Annotated in this window: 19 protein-coding genes and 1 pseudogene; 12 read left to right on the top strand and 8 right to left on the bottom strand. The window is 43.0% G+C overall.

The genetic code is table 11. The features are described 5' to 3' along the window. The first annotated feature begins 30 nt into the window (after positions 1-30). The 7 genes and pseudogenes from ACZ5R2_RS22985 to ACZ5R2_RS22955 all read left to right on the top strand — a co-directional run. Positions 31-288 carry a hypothetical protein gene (locus tag ACZ5R2_RS22985; protein WP_464900523.1) on the top strand — a complete coding sequence of 86 codons (258 nt, stop codon included), beginning with the start codon at positions 31-33 and terminating at the stop codon, positions 286-288. Positions 289-378: 90 nt separating this feature from the next. After that, entirely contained in the window at positions 379-636 is a 258-nt protein-coding gene (locus ACZ5R2_RS22980) for a hypothetical protein (protein WP_464900523.1), read from the top strand. 74 nt (positions 637-710) lie between these two features. After that, on the top strand, positions 711-1,148 hold the full coding sequence (locus ACZ5R2_RS22975; protein ID WP_464900522.1) for a hypothetical protein: 438 nt from the start codon (positions 711-713) through the stop codon (positions 1,146-1,148). A 50-nt stretch (positions 1,149-1,198) separates the two neighbouring features. Then, complete coding sequence (locus tag ACZ5R2_RS22970) at positions 1,199-1,519, top strand: hypothetical protein (protein ID WP_464900521.1); 321 nt, start codon at positions 1,199-1,201, stop codon at positions 1,517-1,519. 49 nt (positions 1,520-1,568) lie between these two features. Continuing rightward, on the top strand, positions 1,569-2,021 hold the full coding sequence (locus tag ACZ5R2_RS22965; RefSeq protein WP_464900520.1) for a hypothetical protein: 453 nt from the start codon (positions 1,569-1,571) through the stop codon (positions 2,019-2,021). Between the two features lie 70 nt (positions 2,022-2,091). Beyond that, positions 2,092-2,295, top strand: coding sequence for a hypothetical protein (locus ACZ5R2_RS22960; RefSeq protein WP_464900519.1), 204 nt, complete (start codon positions 2,092-2,094; stop codon positions 2,293-2,295). Between the two features lie 383 nt (positions 2,296-2,678). Then, positions 2,679-3,023 (top strand): annotated as a pseudogene (locus tag ACZ5R2_RS22955) (transposase); the annotation flags it as partial. 40 nt (positions 3,024-3,063) lie between these two features. Here ACZ5R2_RS22955 and ACZ5R2_RS22950 read toward each other — a convergent pair. From ACZ5R2_RS22950 to ACZ5R2_RS22935, 4 genes are all read right to left on the bottom strand, one after another. Next, on the bottom strand, positions 3,064-4,794 hold the full coding sequence (locus ACZ5R2_RS22950) for a DUF2326 domain-containing protein (RefSeq protein WP_464900518.1): 1,731 nt from the start codon (positions 4,792-4,794) through the stop codon (positions 3,064-3,066). After that, a complete protein-coding gene (locus tag ACZ5R2_RS22945; RefSeq protein ID WP_464900517.1) occupies positions 4,760-5,002 on the bottom strand; it encodes an ABC-three component system middle component 6 in 243 nt (80 codons plus the stop codon). The genes ACZ5R2_RS22950 and ACZ5R2_RS22945 overlap by 35 nt, the downstream gene beginning before the upstream one ends. Continuing rightward, the gene (locus ACZ5R2_RS22940) at positions 4,999-6,015 is read right to left on the bottom strand and encodes an SMEK domain-containing protein (protein WP_464900516.1); all 1,017 of its coding nucleotides are present in this window, start codon (positions 6,013-6,015) and stop codon (positions 4,999-5,001) included. Before ACZ5R2_RS22940 ends, ACZ5R2_RS22945 begins: the two co-directional genes overlap by 4 nt. Before the next feature lie 356 nt (positions 6,016-6,371). Then, positions 6,372-6,716, bottom strand: a complete 345-nt coding sequence (locus ACZ5R2_RS22935; protein ID WP_464900515.1) for a helix-turn-helix domain-containing protein — start codon at positions 6,714-6,716, stop codon at positions 6,372-6,374. Positions 6,717-6,821: 105 nt separating this feature from the next. Here ACZ5R2_RS22935 and ACZ5R2_RS22930 point away from each other — a divergent pair, with 105 nt between their 5' ends. From ACZ5R2_RS22930 to ACZ5R2_RS22910, 5 genes are all read left to right on the top strand, one after another. Continuing rightward, a complete protein-coding gene (locus tag ACZ5R2_RS22930) occupies positions 6,822-7,346 on the top strand; it encodes a hypothetical protein (RefSeq protein WP_464900514.1) in 525 nt (174 codons plus the stop codon). Continuing rightward, on the top strand, positions 7,340-8,725 hold the full coding sequence (locus ACZ5R2_RS22925) for a DEAD/DEAH box helicase (protein ID WP_464900513.1): 1,386 nt from the start codon (positions 7,340-7,342) through the stop codon (positions 8,723-8,725). The genes ACZ5R2_RS22930 and ACZ5R2_RS22925 overlap by 7 nt, the downstream gene beginning before the upstream one ends. A 308-nt stretch (positions 8,726-9,033) precedes the next feature. Beyond that, positions 9,034-10,568 (top strand): IS3 family transposase gene (locus ACZ5R2_RS22920; protein WP_464900512.1). Its coding sequence is split into 2 segments (ribosomal slippage): positions 9,034-9,487 and positions 9,487-10,568, totalling 1,536 coding nucleotides; the frame shifts between segments, so codons are not numbered across the junction. A 54-nt stretch (positions 10,569-10,622) separates the two neighbouring features. Then, on the top strand, positions 10,623-10,883 hold the full coding sequence (locus tag ACZ5R2_RS22915; RefSeq protein ID WP_464900511.1) for a hypothetical protein: 261 nt from the start codon (positions 10,623-10,625) through the stop codon (positions 10,881-10,883). Positions 10,884-11,013: 130 nt separating this feature from the next. Further along, on the top strand, positions 11,014-11,640 hold the full coding sequence (locus tag ACZ5R2_RS22910; protein WP_464900510.1) for a hypothetical protein: 627 nt from the start codon (positions 11,014-11,016) through the stop codon (positions 11,638-11,640). Positions 11,641-11,881: 241 nt separating this feature from the next. On the opposite strand, the gene ACZ5R2_RS22905 is transcribed toward ACZ5R2_RS22910, so the two are convergent. Genes ACZ5R2_RS22905 through ACZ5R2_RS22890 form a run of 4 tightly spaced genes read right to left on the bottom strand, consistent with a single transcriptional unit; the run spans position 11,882 to position 17,451 of the window. Further along, positions 11,882-12,340 carry a hypothetical protein gene (locus tag ACZ5R2_RS22905; RefSeq protein WP_464900509.1) on the bottom strand — a complete coding sequence of 153 codons (459 nt, stop codon included), beginning with the start codon at positions 12,338-12,340 and terminating at the stop codon, positions 11,882-11,884. 2 nt (positions 12,341-12,342) lie between these two features. After that, positions 12,343-14,403 carry a hypothetical protein gene (locus tag ACZ5R2_RS22900; RefSeq protein WP_464900508.1) on the bottom strand — a complete coding sequence of 687 codons (2,061 nt, stop codon included), beginning with the start codon at positions 14,401-14,403 and terminating at the stop codon, positions 12,343-12,345. Beyond that, entirely contained in the window at positions 14,403-16,139 is a 1,737-nt protein-coding gene (locus tag ACZ5R2_RS22895; protein ID WP_464900507.1) for a hypothetical protein, read from the bottom strand. Before ACZ5R2_RS22895 ends, ACZ5R2_RS22900 begins: the two co-directional genes overlap by 1 nt. Beyond that, positions 16,132-17,451, bottom strand: a complete 1,320-nt coding sequence (locus ACZ5R2_RS22890; RefSeq protein WP_464900506.1) for a tyrosine-type recombinase/integrase — start codon at positions 17,449-17,451, stop codon at positions 16,132-16,134. Before ACZ5R2_RS22890 ends, ACZ5R2_RS22895 begins: the two co-directional genes overlap by 8 nt. Positions 17,452-17,563 lie beyond the last annotated feature (112 nt).

Raw genomic sequence — 17,563 nt, 5'->3', positions numbered from 1 at the left:
CGGAAAGACATAACAGGGAGAGCTTTGCTCATGAAAGTAAAATTAGTATCAGATAAAGTCGGCGGTTACACAGTGTTCATTGATGACACTAAGTTTGGCTCTTTCGACCAAATCAATGGAAATTCGGAGCCGTTCTGCTATTTCCCTCAGCTGACCGACCGCATGACTGGGGATCACTTTGTCGCAGTAGGCAATGAACTGAATAAGCTAAATCAAAAATTCAAGCTGCCGAGTGATGATGAAATTGATGAGCAATATGATCAAGCTCATCCGATCATTATCGATTAGTTAGCTTAACCGCTGCGTCTGCTTCTATCAGGGACGCATCATTAAGCCAATTACGGACAACGGAAAGACATAACAGGGAGAGCTTTGCTCATGAAAGTAAAATTAGTATCAGATAAAGTCGGCGGTTACACAGTGTTCATTGATGACACTAAGTTTGGCTCTTTCGACCAAATCAATGGAAATTCGGAGCCGTTCTGCTATTTCCCTCAGCTGACCGACCGCATGACTGGGGATCACTTTGTCGCAGTAGGCAATGAACTGAATAAGCTAAATCAAAAATTCAAGCTGCCGAGTGATGATGAAATTGATGAGCAATATGATCAAGCTCATCCGATCATTATCGATTAGTTAGCTTAACCGCTGCGTCTGCTTCTATCAGGGACGCATCATTAAGCCAATTACGGACAACGGAAAGATGAGCTATGCCAAAGATTAAGACCCACCATTTTAAAGTCAGCAATAAAGCTGGACAAGAAATTGAGTTCGATTCAGACGTAACGGTCGATAATAACGGTGTGTTCGCGGTTGTTATCCCTGAGCTTTACCAGATTGACATTGAAGCTAATCTTCAAAAAGGTTGCGTGTTGCGCCGCCCAAGAAAGTATTTGCGCGTAGAAAGTAAGTCTTTGGACGATGCAGTCGAAAGCGTTTATGAAGGGCTAAAGAGCCTCCTTAATACCGAGGTGACACACGAGCTGGTTATCCGCTACAAGTACGTTACGGAGTGCCACTACGCCAAGCATGTTGAAAATGGCAAACTGTACTCCAACTGCGGTTTGGGCATGGCAGAGAACGGACAAACAAGCGATTTTGGCGGTCGTATTGTAAATTGGTTGAAAATGGAGCTGAGCGCAATGTAACGCCCCACCACTCGCCCGAACCTTACACTATCAGCATCCAAGCGCAAGTCTTGCGTAAAACAACGTATGCAAGCAAGAGTCACCAGCGAGTGGAGTACTTCGCTACATATCGATCTTATGACGGTTCGATGCATGGTGAAAAGTCTGAGCTGGGTGAGTTCGGAACGAAGCTTAATGGATTTAACAAAACCAATCTATCTCAGCGCGATGAAGAAATTCCCTACACAGAGGATGCGGCTAAATTCTTTCACGACGCCATGCTTGCGATCTGCGGCATCAGTGACAAGCTGTCCACGTTCTTTGCAGATAAAGAGAATGTGATCCATGCGATCGAGAACCAGGCGACGATGCTGCCGTTTCATCAAGAGTAAAAATGGCTCAACAACCAATGCAACGGAAACAAATCATGGAAACACCACTATGAGCATTGAATCTGTTAAAGCCGCTATCGCGGTACTGACTGGCGAACCAAATAAGCCAAAGGGTCGTTACTGTCAGTTATGCGAAGGTGAAAAGGCCGTTGGCAAGTACTACGTCGACCCGAGTGAAAGCGAAAATCACGGTTGGTGGCGAGTTTGTTCCGAGTGCGCTGATATGGTTTCCAATGTGGGCGCCGATGTCCGATATTACAAATATTCACGAGAGCACAAGAACGGTCACAACCCTAAGAGCAAACCTCTTCCACAGCACGTTCAATGTTGTGAGCACGAATGGGATAAATGGTCAAATGTTGGTGAACTCGATAAGTACCGTGGGGACATATTCGATTGGATGCAGTGCACTAAATGTGGCGTTTATGGCAAACGTTTTGGTCTAGGTCAGTCTGGTGTTATTGACATGATGATGGAAATTGATCTCAGTTGTTGTAGGTAAAGAGCTTAATTCAAGCCTAACGCGTGTAAAACCACCCACAGACCGAACGACAGATAAGGAAGCTTAGTTCATGGATAAATTGACCCTTAAACGAGTAATAGGCCATCACATGATTACCTTTAATAAGTGCAAAGATGACTTGAACCAAATGTTCAAGAGCCTACCAGAAGAGGGTGAAATCCATCGGGTGGATTTGCACAACATCTGTAATCGCATAGAACGGCAACGGAAGGCACTTGAGGCGTTGGAAACGCAGCTTAAAGCCCACCTTTAAAACTCGACGGAAAGAACGAGGAGCCTCAGCAATGGCAACGCATTTAGTACCAGACACAAATTACCAACACAGGTGGTTTCTGAAATAAATCTGGAAAGGTTGATAGGAAGAGCCTTTCTAGCCTTTCCAGAAAAATCGACTTTTGGAACTAATTTTCCCAAAAAAGTTAAATTCAATATACCACTTTCCAGAAAATTAACCACATTCAATCTCGGTTTATACCGACCCTAAATCACTTATGCCCCTTTCCGAGCTATAAACTAATCACGCAGCTTGCGTCACGCACACTGCGTGATGAACTCACTTTCTGCCCCAAATCTTTTTAGCTCCTTAGAACTACTTTCCTAAAGTACGCAGTAATTGACCCAATATACCTAATCTGCGCTGCAAAGGCTTTTGCGATAAAACTGTCCACATTTTATCCTGAAATCGTGCTGCGTTCTTGGCGGAACAAACAGGCAAATCTGTCCGTTTACTTTAAGTATCCAGAGTACATTCGAAAAGCTATCTACACGACGAATGCTATCGAGGTGGTACACCGTCAGTTCCGTAAACTGACCAAAACTAAGGGTGGGTTCCCGAACGAAAATAGCTTGCTAAAACTGCTGTACGCAGAGTTATTGAATGCTTCTAAGAAATGGACAATGCCAATCCAGAACTGGAATATGACATTGTCCCAACTGGCGATTCACTTTGATGGGCGCTTGGATGATGTCTTAGATATCTAGCCAAAATTAGCTGACACAGATTTTTGAACGCCCTCTTTGCTTATCCGAAGTACTCACCAAAGAGAGTATGTTCAGGTTTATCATCGAATAGTTCTAGCACAGTTCCATCTAGTAGCGCTTGCTTATCTTCAATAGTAAGAATGTCACCCTCTTGGTCAGTAGAGATAAGTTTTTCATAGACGTCTTTGTTGATATTCACAAAATACTGAAGCCCATGCTTTTTACACATTTCCAGCGCAATCTTAAACATCATCTTAGTTTGACGTAGGTCTACCCCACCAAATAGCGCGCTATCATGAGCCATGAAACCTAATAAATTTTTGTTTAGTTCAAATAACAACATGTCATAACAGAATATTTTCACTTCACCTACGCCTTGAGATGAATCTTTTTGAATATATGGCTCTATGTCAAAGAGGTACTTTGCTTCACCGCTATTCTTCTGAATTCGTATCGCGCCACCATGATCATCATAGAATCGTCGAACCAATGTACGGAACTTTTTCTCTATCCCTTGAATATGAGCGCTTTGAGCATCAATGTACTCTATAGCTTTGAGATTTAAAGCGGCCTTTTTACTTTCTAATGCGAGTTTTTGTTTCTCTAGCTCAGCAAAAGTATTTTGGTAACTTGATAGGTCTGCGATTTTATTTTCTGTCGTACGGATATGCTCAACGATTGAGTTAAACTCTTCAAGTGCACCTTTCGAATCCAAGTCTTTAAGAATGCTATCTCGGCGCTCTTCTTTTTCTGTTAACAAAGCCTCTAGATGCTCACGCTTATCATTGAGCATTTTTACCTGAGACATCAAACGTTCTCGACGAGCACTATGAATACGTACATGAAAATCTTGTGCTTGCTGAAGCTGTACCTGTACTGAATCTGGGAAGTGGAACTCAGCTTCAGTGAATATCTGTTCCACTCTATCTAGATCTACTGATTTTACTTCCTGGCTTTCATCGAGCGCCCGCTCTTTGTTCCTAACGTCACGTTCAATTTTAAACACTTCATTTCGGAACTTATTCATTTCATCAGTCAGTAAATCAGCATCACGCTTCAACTCATTGTAATTTGGAGCAATATCAAAGTTGGCTTTACTTTCAAGCAAACGTTCTAATTTATCTTCTAGGTCTCGCAACTCACTTTCATTAGCAGTTAAGTTTGCTTTCTGAAGCGAATCTTTTGTTTTCTTGATTTGATCCAAGTCTTCACGAACACTTTTAAACTGTTTAGCTAGAGAAACATCTAACCCAAGAAGCGATAGGTTTGCAATTCGTTGGTAAAAGTCTTCAGCAGACCTTCCTTGCTGCATCAATGCATCAGAGTAATAGTTACGACCAGGGAGGTATCTTCTAGCAAAACAATTTAATGTTTGTTTAAAAGACACATCATTGATTGCCCCCATTAATATTTTCTCAGAGAGCTTGTTCGAAAACGTCTTACACTTTCCTATTTTTTCCTCATTTAAATAGTAGATACCATCCTTAAAGTGGACGGTAGAGGTGTAAGGTACTGTTCCAACCTCAAAGTCTAATGAAAATGTTCCGTATTCAGACAAATAGCTCTGTAGCGTTTTATCACTTGGGTATTTTGAATCTAATTGCCCACCAAGCAACAAGTGGACTAATTGAAGAGATGTACTCTTCCCGATTCCATTACAGGTACGGGTTGATAGTGAGCTAGTTTGTAGACCTGCGACAATATTCATCCCCTCATTAAAATTGATGGTTTTAAAATTAGGATTGCTTGAATACAGCTTTAAAAGTTTCATTTTCTAGCTCCAGCTTTCCCATAATGAATAGGAAGTCTAAACAATATTGTAGTTTTTCAATGGAAATTTCTATTGGATACACACGGTTAAGCTCATCCAAAAGGACGTCAAAATCAACCCCATCAGTCCCCTGTAAAACCTCAACCACATAGGCTGAGATACAATACAAAGAATCAACTGGTTTTAAGACTTTGGTTGGCAAAATCATTGTTTCATTCCAATATCACATTCTTCAAAAAAGTAAGCAATGATAACCCAAGCCATGGACGTTTCTTGGTAGCTAACCTTGTACGTTTCATCTTCAATCTTGTGGCAAAGCTCTCCAAGTATCGCAGAAAAGTCCAACTTATAATCTTTACTCGCTAGGTGGTGAAGCTCGTCGGTTTTCTTTCTAGCTAACTCTCTAGGAGCGGCACCAACCTTAGAAAGAGATTGTTTAATAATATTAGTGTATAAACCGTCAACAATCAGTACTCGCAACTCTGTTAAGACCGCACCTTCAATGTGTTCATATACAGGCAGAGAAGCCTCACTCCCCATAAGTAACTGATTAGAAACGCGGCGATTCAAATTGTTTATCCCAATTTTCTTTTCTAGGCCTACATTGTTGAAGTCAACCGAGTAATCCACGTTCTTAGAGTTACTGTCCTTAACTAGTAGGTCGAATACGATTTGCAACGTCATTTCATCAGTGTACTTTTCACTGATATCCTTGAAGAACTCTTCATAGATAGCTCGTAACCTACCATCTTTTAAGATCTTAATATCATTAAGCAAATCTGTATGATCTTTCAGATGATCTCGAATGTCTTCAATACCATACTTGTTCTTGTATGACTCAATTGTTGCTCTTTGGAGGTTTTTAGGCTTGTCAAGTAAGAAGAAGATATCAAACTCATACTGCTTGTAATGTGGGTTATATGACTCCAATATCTTGAGGCTGTTATCAATTTTATCTTTACCCGTTGATGTCGTCACTTGAATCATGTGTTTTGATTTGTGATCAACTAGGTCTATGTATGCCTCGTTAGAACTAGCCGAATTCGCATTATTGAAGTCTTTACCTTGGTAAAGAAAGTTGAACACATTACAGTAAAAATCTTCCGCATGAATGTTTAATGCATAGATGTTCATTGACTGATGCAACTTCATGTCACACATCAATATTGATAGTGTTCGAGATATCTTATTGATAACTTCAATGCGCTCGTCTTGAGTCATAACCTGCTACTTAACCAAAATATAATCTATAGGAGATTTGCCTTTCTCTTTCACTCCATTCTATGAAAACCAACGATTTGGTACAATATAGTGAGAGGATTATTGAGAGAAGTGTTCTGATCTGCATCACTCAGACTGGGTGCTTAGCAAAGCGACTTTCCATATCAGAGTTAATTCAGCAATTACTAAATTAGCAATGTGACTGACACGGTTTTGTCCAGAGGTGTTCTGGAACGGCATCAAACATGCACTGTGCATGAAACACGCCCTTGTAGGGCGATGTGTGATGAGATGACCTGACCTGGGAGAACAAGTGCACGTTATTACACCACCGCACCAACTCTAATAGAAACCACTTAACGAGGATTTGAACTGCTATCTTCACCCGATTCGTCAATCAATAGAGTTGTCATTGCAAGAACTTTCTTCTTATCAGCTAGAGAAAGCTTATTCAGATTAACAGCCAACTCAGCAGAAATCTCATCTTCACAAAAGAAGTAGCTCAAGGGCACACCAAGTTCATCTGCTAATGCCTTTAGTGTCCCTATATCAGGGGTATGCTTGCCCTTTTCGTACTGGTTCATTCTGGGGCTTGCGGAGCTTTCATCCATGCCTATACGCTCACCCAAAGCCTTTTGGGAAATTTTTGCTTTCTTTCGAGCTTGTTTAAGACGCTCTGGGATTGGGCTAATGAACGACACTGACTATTCATACATCTGATCTCAAGGTAACTAAGATTTTCTTAGTTTTACTAATTTCTGTATACTAAGCAATCCTTAGTTTTTTTGACTTTGTATGAGTTGTAAATGAAACGTTCTACTAAAATCAGTGCCATGATGCACAAGTTGTTGATTGAACAAGAAATGGATGGCTTTTCAGTTGTTGAGTTAAGAGATGCCTTTGTTTCTACTGATAATGGTAGAACTGACCCAGACGAAGCTAGACGGATGGTATATCGCCAGATCAAGCGCTTTACTGACAACAATTGGCTTGTAAGTGAGGGTAAAGGACGAAAGAAAAGGTACTTCCAGACTGGCCAGTTTAAAAACCTACAAGTCGAGCCAAAGGTTCAGACGACTCGGATTAGCTCACCTTCTGGTAATGATTACTCAGTATTGTTCTGCGAGCACGGCCAGTACAAAGCAGAGCTAGAAATTGTTCTCAGTGAAATAGATGAGTATCAATCAGTCATCCGTCGTTTCCAGGAGCTAGAAACAAAGCTAAGCCCTTTACTCGAACAAGCAAAAGAGCGCTCGGCGCATTTGCTTGGTAAAGTAAACGCGCTTACCCATGCTATCAACAGTCTTTCTGAGGAAGCAGCCTCATGCTGAGGTACTGGCAAGCCGAGTGTTCCGACAAAGCGCTAGAAAAGTACTCCACCGTACACAACCACTTTTTTTGCCAAGCGACCCCCGGCGCCGGAAAAACAGTGCTAGCTGCCAACATAGCTTCAAGGTTGTTGCAAAATGACATGATAGACCTCGTACTGTGTTTCTCTCCGTCGTTGGCTGTAGCCGAAGGGATTAAAAAGACATTTTCGAAAACTCTAAAGTGCTCTTTTAGTGGTGGGTTGGGCGCTATTGGCCGTTCACTCACCTATCAGTCGATTCAATTTCTTGATGATGAATTTTGGGAGAGCCTGAGTAACTTCCGAGTATTTGTTGTGTTTGATGAAATCCACCATTGCTCTGGCTCCGAGACCGGTATTGCGAATGTTTGGGGAGAACAAATACTGACAAAAATCCAAGGATTAGCAACGTACACTCTCGCAATGTCTGGTACTCCTTGGCGCTCAGACTCCTTACCAATCGTTATGGCTCAATACAGTGATCCTGATGGTAAGCTTCTGGTTGACTACCAATACAGCTTAAAACAAGCCATTGCCGATAACGTTTGTCGGAGCCCTAAGGTAGTTCTCGTCGATAACGAACATTTGACAGTAACAAATGACGGCGAAAAACAATCTTTTTCGTCAATTCTTGAAATGCTTAAGCAAACTAAGGCCTCTTATCAAAGTGTTTTACACAATCAAGAAGCAATGGAACACCTACTTGGCCTAGGGTGCAAAAAGCTCGAGGAGATACGCCGTTTAACTCATGATGCCGGTGGTTTGGTTGTTGCTTCTTCGGTTGAGCATGCGCAAAAAATAAAAAAAATTCTTTCGGAAAAATACGCTCAAACCGTTTCTATCGTAAGCTACCGACATGACGAACCTTTAGCCGAAATAGACCGTTTTCGTAATGACAACACACAATGGATCGTTAGTGTCGGGATGATTAGTGAGGGTACAGATATCCCTCGTCTTCAGGTTTGTTGTCATATGAGCTCAGTCAAAACAGAATTGTACTTTAGACAAGTACTTGGCCGGATTCTCCGGGTTAATGGAATAGAAAACCAACATGCATGGCTATTCACTTTTGCGGAACAAAGTTTAATAGAGTTTTCGGAACAGATTGAACAAGACATACCGGCATCATGTATGTTCGCGAGCGTGGAAACACCGATAGTATGTGATACCAATAACAAAACTGATAACTTGAGTACCCTGTCATTGCATGAAGAAAGACAAAGTAACTACTCACAGGTTGGCTGGGGATCTAAAAATCAAAATCCACGCGAATCATTGGTACCAAACTTCGCTTTGAACGAGATAAAACTAGGTTATTTCAGGCAGCGTGTGATAGCCGCCTTCACGGCAAGGCAAGACTAGTTTGAGGCTACCAAGCCACCAACTGTTCAACATATCATTTCCTAGGAACTCTCATCGTTCGATAACTGCGTTGTTCGTCGCAAAACTCTGGCCTCTTGTGTGCGTGAGTCAAATTATTGTCTTTAGTTATTGAACGCCTATTGACGTTATAACTAGAAACAAAGGTTAGCAGAAATGAAAAAACATTTTACAAGCATATTATTGGACGTGACCAATATCTATCCTTTTGCAGATGGCAAACTTTCCCCCTCTGGCAGGATAGTTGTCACTGTTAAAATTTAACCAGTTTGGGCGGAAGTGAGTGAACCTTGTCTCGTATTCCAGCAGAAAGAAAAGAAGCCATATTGAAGAAGCTACTGCCTCCCTATTCAATGTCAGTGAGTGAACTATCAAAAGAAGAAGGCATTAGCACCGCAACCCTGTATCATTGGCGAAAGCAACTTAGAAGTTCAGGAGCCGCAGTGCCAAATAGCAACACTTCATCAGAGCATTGGTCTGCTCAAACTAAACTCGCCATCGTGGCCGAGACTTACTCGATGACCGAGAGTGAACTCGGCCAATATTGTCGTGAAAAAGGCTTGTTCCCTGAAGAAGTCCAAGGCTGGCGCAGTGAATGTATGCAAGGGTTTATGTCGAGTAAAGAGCGTGAAGCCGAAGCAAAGAAGCAAGCTAAAGCCGATAAGCTTGAAATCAAAGAGCTTAAGAAGGAGTTACGCCACAAAGAGAAGGCACTGGCCGAAACTGCCGCTCTGTTGGTTCTGCGAAAAAAGCTGAGAGCCTTTTACGGGGAAGAGCCAGAGGACGACTAACCTCAGCCGATGAAAGGCACTACCTGATTGCTCTAATCCATGATGCGAAACAAAGTGGTTGCCGATTAGAGCAGGCATGTCATGAGGCTCAAATTGACTTGAGAACCTATCGTCGCTGGTATCGACAAGGTGAAGTTCAGGTGGACAAAAGACCGACTTGCGCTCGCCCGGAGCCTGCTAACAAGCTATCTCAGCAAGAGCGAGATGCCATTATCGAAGTGTGTAACCGCCCCGAGTTCGCGAGCTTACCTCCGACTCAGATCGTACCAACCTTGCTTGATAAAGGTGAGTATATCGCTTCAGAGTCGAGCTACTATCGGATACTGAAAGCGCAAGGACAGCTCCACAATCGAGGGCGTCAACGGAGCCGACAAAAGCAAGCAAAGCCAACAAGTTACACGGCTACAGACTCGAACCAAGTGTACACATGGGATATAACCTACTTGCCGTCAAAGGTTCGAGGCCAGCACTTTTATCTTTACGCTATCGAGGACATATACAGCCGAAAAATCGTCGGTTACGAGGTGTATGAACAAGAGTGCGGTACGCTAGCCTCGCAGTTACTTCAGCGCACTGTGATGCGCGAACAGTGCTTTAATCAGCCACTGGTTCTTCACTCAGATAATGGCGCGCCGATGAAGTCACTGACGTTCAGAGCAAAAATGGATGAGTTAGGCATAACCTCATCATATAGCCGACCAAGGGTCAGTGATGACAATCCTTATGTTGAATCACTGTTCCGAACAGTAAAGTACATGCCTAATTGGCCAAAGAAGGGCTTTGAAGACCTAGAAGCTAGTCGAGGTTGGGTGGAGTCCTTCGTGCGTTGGTACAACACCGAGCACAAGCACAGCAAGCTGAACTATGTCACGCCTTCGCAGCGTCACAATGGTAAAGACAAAGAGATCTTGGAGAGCCGAGCAAAGGTGCTGCTTGCAGCAAAACAGCGAACTCCTGCACGATGGCCTGGCGATATTAGGAACTGTGATCCGGTTGGTAAAGTTCACCTAAATCCAGAAAGAGAAGCCGCTTAATAAGTAAGCAAATGATGACAACTACCTTGAAAAACGCCGCTTTCTATCGAGTCTATGATGGACCTGGCCCTATCACTTGACCCTTTGAAACTAGCTGAAGAGCAAGAGCGTCTTAAGCTTATTTTGTTGAAGTCTGAAAGTGAAATACTAGAACTAGAGGCAATGGGATATAAACCCACTCGCCAACAGCTTTGCACTCTATACGGTACGCTAAAAGAGCTTTACTCCAATCAGCACATAAGTATGCTACAAGCATATTCTGCCCTTTCCCTACCAGGCCTAGATCAATTTGATAACGACGTTACTATTCACTAGTTTTCGGTGAACATTAAAGTTAGAAACTCGACAAGAAAGACTAAAACTATGCGTGATAGGTGATAAAATGAAAAGAATGATATGTAGCAGTTTTACGTATGACAAGCGTTAAGTTTCAAGGAGATTTTGATTGAGTGCCATAATAGAAATAACAAGCCTATTTTCGGATGGGAGGTTTGTCCTTTCGTTGTTTACGGTAGCTTTTACGGTAGTTTATGTATTTACAGCAAAAAAATTCTTGTTACGTACCATAGAGCGGAGAAGAGACAGGAAGGTTAAGCTTTGGGAAACCTTGTCTGCAGGATTTTATAACGGGTCTTTGGATACCGTCGATGATGTTGTGAATATCTACAAAGGTATCAACGAACTTGGTGGGGACGATGCTAGCTATAGAGCTGGTCTCTCAAAACATCTCAGAGAATACCTAGTAAACGTTGTTTCGTCTCAGAGTTTATCAACTGAAAGCATATCGAGCATAAAAGATAAAGTTACTGAAATAATCAAGGCAATAGAAACAGAAAGCCCATTTAGTGATGTCCCCACTGCCGAAAGAAATTTAATAATTGATGTGCAAAAATTCATTGAGCACTCTGACAAAGAATCAGCAAGCGAGAAACTGTCAGATTTAGCTGGCTTAATTGAAGTAAGGCAAGATTCTCTTGATAGAGTACAGGCTTCGAATAAGTGGTCGGTGCCGCTAGCAATAATAGGTCTGGTGCTAACGATTGTGTTCGGGGTTATATCTCTTCTCAAGTAAAACTTAACAAGCTGCGCAAGCTGTACACTTTTTCCGCTGCGCTTCAAAATTGCCCCTTCACTGGGCGTGCGAAATTCGGCTCACGATCTGTGCGTTTTCGATACTAAGAGTAATCCGTTATTTACTTATTTAGCAAAACCTGTAAAGCACCTTTGTCCAGAAGTGAGTCACGAAGGGCAGTAATCACAAAGCGTTGGTTGGTAAGCCCACTCAACTATCATTCAAGTGGGCAACGGTAGAACTACTTAATTGGCACTACAGTACTTCTTTTTAGCTTGGCAAGCTTCTCCCGAAGCTCCGCATTCTCGTATTCAAGTTCATCAATATGAGCAAGTGCCTTAACTAACTTATCATTCAGGTGGTGCTGTGCAGCCGCAAACAGGGCCAACTTCTCTCGCTCCGCCTCATATTTGTCTTTGAAGTTACTTTTAATACGCTTTTGTTCTTTGAGCTTACCCCGCACCGCTTGTATTTCTGGCTGAACGTATTCGCCTTTTCCTTCTGCAATATCAACTTTGGTCTGCTTCACCTTCTCAACAAACTCGGGGTAGTAATAACCACTGCCATTACCGAGTTTTGCTTCTTCCTCTACCGCTCTCACGCTCAATTTGCGGCTTTTGGGGATGTGCTTCGGCTTACCATTGGCTATTCGGTCTAACGCTGCCTCGAGGGCGACTAATGTGTTTTCGCGCTTGCTCATGCTTAAATCTCCGTGATATTAAGTTCAGCTTCAAAAGGAGTAAATTCCATTTTAAAGTCACGCATAACGTTTTCTGCCGCTCTAATTTGAGTAATGTAATGGCTTCTATCCGTGACCGTAATATCGTCTCCTGTTGTCATATAGGCCGATAGACTACGATGCCTCTTTTGCCACCACTTTGCTTGTTGCTCATCAATAATGCTGCTTCCAGACGAACAATCGACGCAAAATTGCGGTGCAACAACACCATCCATATCGCAATCATAGCCACTCTTGCAGTAGCTATGTAGTGAACCATGGAGCGTGAGTTTTCCGTCTTTTACCGCTTTATAAATGGTGTCCCAAGAGCTGTAGATTGTTGGGACATCACCTCGCATCATCATGATGGCTTTGCCATGTGCGCCCGATAATGTTTCATTAGAATGCCACTGTTTGAAGATTTTATTGGTAGTAGATTCAGCGTTAATCTCATCAAGTGTTTGCTGGATTTTTGGATCGACTGTTAAATCACGAAGGCTAGCCAACTGCCCCCCATTCGTGTACCACTCTGTCATCGCCAAATACAGATGTTTGAATTGCTGCTTGAGTGCAACCAGAGAGCTTAACCGATTTTTAATGCAGTAGAACGCGAGGCTCCGTCTGAATTGGTGAGTGCTCATAGGCCAAGGTTGACCAACCACAACTTGGTTTTCAATTTTGACCTGTGAGCGAGGGTTCGACTCCACGCAATCTTGGTAATCGTCATCAGTAATAACAAAATCAAACTGTTTACAAAATTGTTTTAATCGCCTATTCCAATCCGCAATTAATTTTGGCGCATGAGAGCGGTGAGTTTGGTTCACCCAAAGAGAATTTGCATATTTCTCATCGGGGTATTGGACTTTTTCTCGCCATCTTTTTGTGATGATGGACATCAAATCAATCGCGGTTTTTGAAACGGCTGCCGTGACCCAAGTCTCTCGTTTTTCACCTAGTTTAAATGTATGAGATTGCAGAAGGTGAAGCTCTCGGCCACTCAGTGAGTCTAGGTAATAACTGTTCGGAGTGAGTTTATCGAGTTCGCTATCACGCATACCACTAAAGCCGCCACACACAATGTAACTCGCCGTGATGAGCAGGCCTAAGTATCGCTTAAAATCATTGCCATTCTTCAAAGGGATGTTGGGTAGCTTTGTTGTCAGTGGCGCAATCAGCTCATTTGGTTGCTTGGGTTGGTTGTCGGCAATAACGCTGGAAAACTTTTGATTATCAATACTTCCATCGGAATTCATGAATCTGAATACACCGCCAGCTTTCACCTTATCTTCTACGATTTGCTTCCCTTGCATGTAGTTATCTTGGAGGTCACGTTCAGTATTGGCAATGAGCGTGGCGTTAGGGAGCGCTTCTTCAATAAGCGCCATTGCCTTGCCATAGATGGCGTGACAAAGACGCTCAGGAATAACTAATGTTTGTTGCCGCTCTAGATCATTTAAGCGCCTAGCTTCTTTATTTGATTCGATTGGAGTAAAGCCCAACGCTATCTTATGCCAAGGGGTATATTGAATGGCTTTGTTGATGGTTGTGAATGTTTTCTCAAGTGTGCCAACGCTCAAATCACGTTCGATAAGGTACTCATCGAGCTTCTGACGCATATTAGTCGATGAAAGGGCAGAGAGTGTGTGCGCATTTTCTTGAGCGAGAAATTGGTAGGTTGTCATAGCGTTCCTAAGTCGACCGTGAACGGTTGAAAACTTTGCAGACTTCCTTTCTTGTGGAGAGAGATTAAATAACCAACCGTAAGTGAAGAGCTTCAACTCTCGCTGTAGTTCTGGGTGGGCATCTATTGTCGAAAATGTAAGATTGTTCCTTTCTTTTTTGCGTGAAAAAGCAAAGCAACCCCAATTGTTTTGGCCGAAGGTGGCGGTGACGTTACCGTCCTTATCTCGGCAAACCACCACGGCATCCAATTCGTCGAACCGCTGCTCATGGTACAAGGTGATAATATCGGCAGGCTGGACTTTATGCTCAACAGGGAAGTCAGCACGATACAAGTGGTCAGTATTGAATTTATCGTTGCTCATTAGGATGCCTCCTGTGATGGAATGAGGCTAAGTACTGATTCGGCATCATCCCAATTCGGGTGTAAGCCCTCATCGTCCAATTTTTCTTCTGCCGCTCTAAGCAAAGAGGTCTTAATGTTTGGTAGAATCTTGGTATCAATAAACACAATAATGTCTTCAAAGTTTTGCTTGTAGTGTTGAGCATCAAGGTGGCGATATAGGGATTCTTCAATACAGCTTTTGAAGCTTATTAGGCACCAAATATCTGAGAGAGATTGAACAATGACCTGGCCTGGACAGCCGAAACAACCAAGTAAGTCGGCACACGCCAATCTCTCACCGTCTTTAATCAATCCATGTTTGAGGGCTTTTCTTGTGTACTTTTCTGACTTTTCACCAAAAGGCTCAGAGCAACTTCCTCCGTTCGGAGTGCGACTCAAGTTAGGAAGGTTAATTTTGTTTTCTGCCTCGATAACCAACATATCAATGCCTAAACTTTCTTTGGCTTCATTTGTGCTTTCACCTTGCTTAATCTCTTGCTCTCTCAAGGACATCGCATCTTGCATCATCCCATTATTGGTAGTTCGGTTACCCTTGCTGTAGCTTCTCTTTCTCGTGTTAGAAGTGTTGTTGAGCATAATGTCGTTCACCAACTCACCTTGATGGTAAGTCGTGATTTGTGTGCCTGTTTTTCGAAAGCGACTGATGACAGGGCGCAAGCGACGACCCGCTTGGTCGGTAAAAGTAAAGTGCTTTTCGACCCACTCTAAGAAAGCCTGCAAGGTGGCGCCCTTGAGCGGCGCGCGTTGTTTTGAGGTGACCGTTTGCAATAATGTCGCGTTGGGGTCTGTGGAAATCAGGCGTGAGGCTTCGAGCAACGTATCAAAGAAGCTCATTGCGTACTTAGGAATATCCAGTTCATGACCGCCCATCTCAACGTGGATGGTTTTAAATGCTCGGCGCTTAAATGCGGGCATGGTGTACCAAATTTCACCGACTGATGTAGAGGCGTTATTTGGTTGCTGTAGGTGGAATAAATCACTTGTATTAGCGTAGGTGTAGTAAGCCAGTAGGTACGTTCCAGCACACATCATTTTGCTGATGCCACCACATAGTTTGTACTGCTCTCTCTTCCAGTTAAACGTCATGGTTGAGGTGCCCTTATAGGCATCTATATGCTTCTCAGGGCCCTCAATAAACTGCTTGGCAGTTTGCTTAAATAGACTGCGCAAAAAAGGCAGTAATTGCTTGAGGTCACTGCGAGTATAAGCTTCAAAGGGCTCCTCATCACTATTATCCGTGACGGTGATGTTGTCGAAATACGCACTTGGCAGGTCTAAGGAATCGCAAAATAAACGCAGCATTTGAGAGCGTTTGTTTTTGTAGGTAGAGCGCTTTATTTCTCCAAGTAACACGTCCTGATAAAGAGACTTAAAATAAGATTCCGTGGCGTGTTGTGTGAACGCCTCTTCATTATGCTCATCGCACCAACGAAGATATTGAGAGCATTCCCGGTAGGTGGTGTACAGTGAGGCGTGGCTTTTGCCTTCGCCCATGAAATCTTCAAAGCGAGACTTCATTTGAAGGATAAAGCCTTCCCTATTGGCATCTTCAAAGCGACCTCCCCGCTGTAATGAGGTTATTGAAGGAAACCCCTTGACCATAAAGCGATTAAAGTCGGCCAAACTGTTTTCTTCGTCATCTAATTGAATACAAAGCTCTGGCTTCCAGCCGCACAAATAAGCGACATTACTCATTTTCACCGCCTAACGCTTCATGCATGATGCCGTCTAAAATGCCGAATTTAACTTTGAAAGCTTCTTTGCGCTTCAAGTAGCGCAAGTATTTCCAAGTGGTGGATTCGTTTCTGTGCCCCATCCATCCCATCAGTAGTCCCAAACTTTCTGATGAAGATAGCCCTGCTTCAAGCATGTCATTGAGCCGATAGGTGCCATAAGTCGAACGCAAGTCATGAAAGCGGTGTGTGAATGTAGGATGGGTCTGTTTAATCTCGGCTCTAAGCTCTGTCCAGCGAGCCTCTATCGACTTAGCGGTTACGGGGTTGCCTTGCTCACTGACGAACAAAGGTTCGTGGCGCTCAGATAACTCCAATCGCTCAAGCGCCTCTTTCTTTAGGGTGTCAGCCATTTCTGGTAGTGCTTCAAGTTTTTGGTCAAGCTTGTTTGCACGTTTGATTCTTCGCTCTGAAACGCGATATTCATTCAATGTCGATAATAACTCGGCAGAGATTTCTACTTGGCGAGATTTGAGGTATTTGGTCATCACACCTGTTGCTTTAGGTGATAGCGACAACTCAAAACGGTGCTTACTTTCAGCAACAGGCGTCGCTGTCTCGATAGCTTTAGTGGATAAAGTGGCTATCTCTTGGATACGCATTCCCGTATCAAGAGAAATAAGCACCTGTAAGCGCAGCTCCTCTGAAGCCTTGGGTAGATATTGAGTGAGAATACTCAGTGACTCTTGGCTCAGTGGAGTGAGAGGCCGGATGTTGCTACTGTCGGCATCTTTGGGGACTTTAATGCGTAGGTCACTTGTTTCTACGGTAAAAGTGGGTGAAACGTGAGCTAACATTCCCGAGCTCTGAACAGAAACAAATTCCATTTTGAATGGCGCTTCTTTCTCGTTCTTTATCTTTAGATAACCGTCATGCATCAACCACTTATAGTAATTGACGATTTGGTTCATGCGAACGCTGGCAGTGCTATGCGCCAAGTCACCCTTTTTAATCTGCTTTAGTAGGTGAGAGCGAAATAGATAAGTCGGTTTTAGTCTTTTGACGGGAGGGAATGTATCCCACGCTAAGTTCTCATCTTCAAGGAATTGATAATAGGCATAAAGAGCTTGGGAGCAGGGACTAAGGTCTTTAGCATCCTTAACCGTTTTTTGGTAAAAGAGGTAACTATTGGCTTCATGGTTGAATGAACCATCACCATTGAACAGAGTTGGGAGAGAGCCAATATTCCCTTTCTCAGGAGAGCATTGGTAGGTGTTGTCACTGATTGATAGTTCTGTCTGTTTATAGACATTGCTTGATTGTATGAGGTACATAAATTCACCTAGAAAAACACTGACCATACATACAGCATAGTCAGTGATTGGTTTTTTTCCAGATTTATTTATGTGTGTAAGATGCTTTTCCTACATCAACCCGTCATGGTAA

The organism is Vibrio sabulosilitoris, from assembly GCF_055391395.1.
Note: the sequence above shows the minus strand (reverse complement) of the source record. Positions and strands in the feature narration are given on the sequence as shown.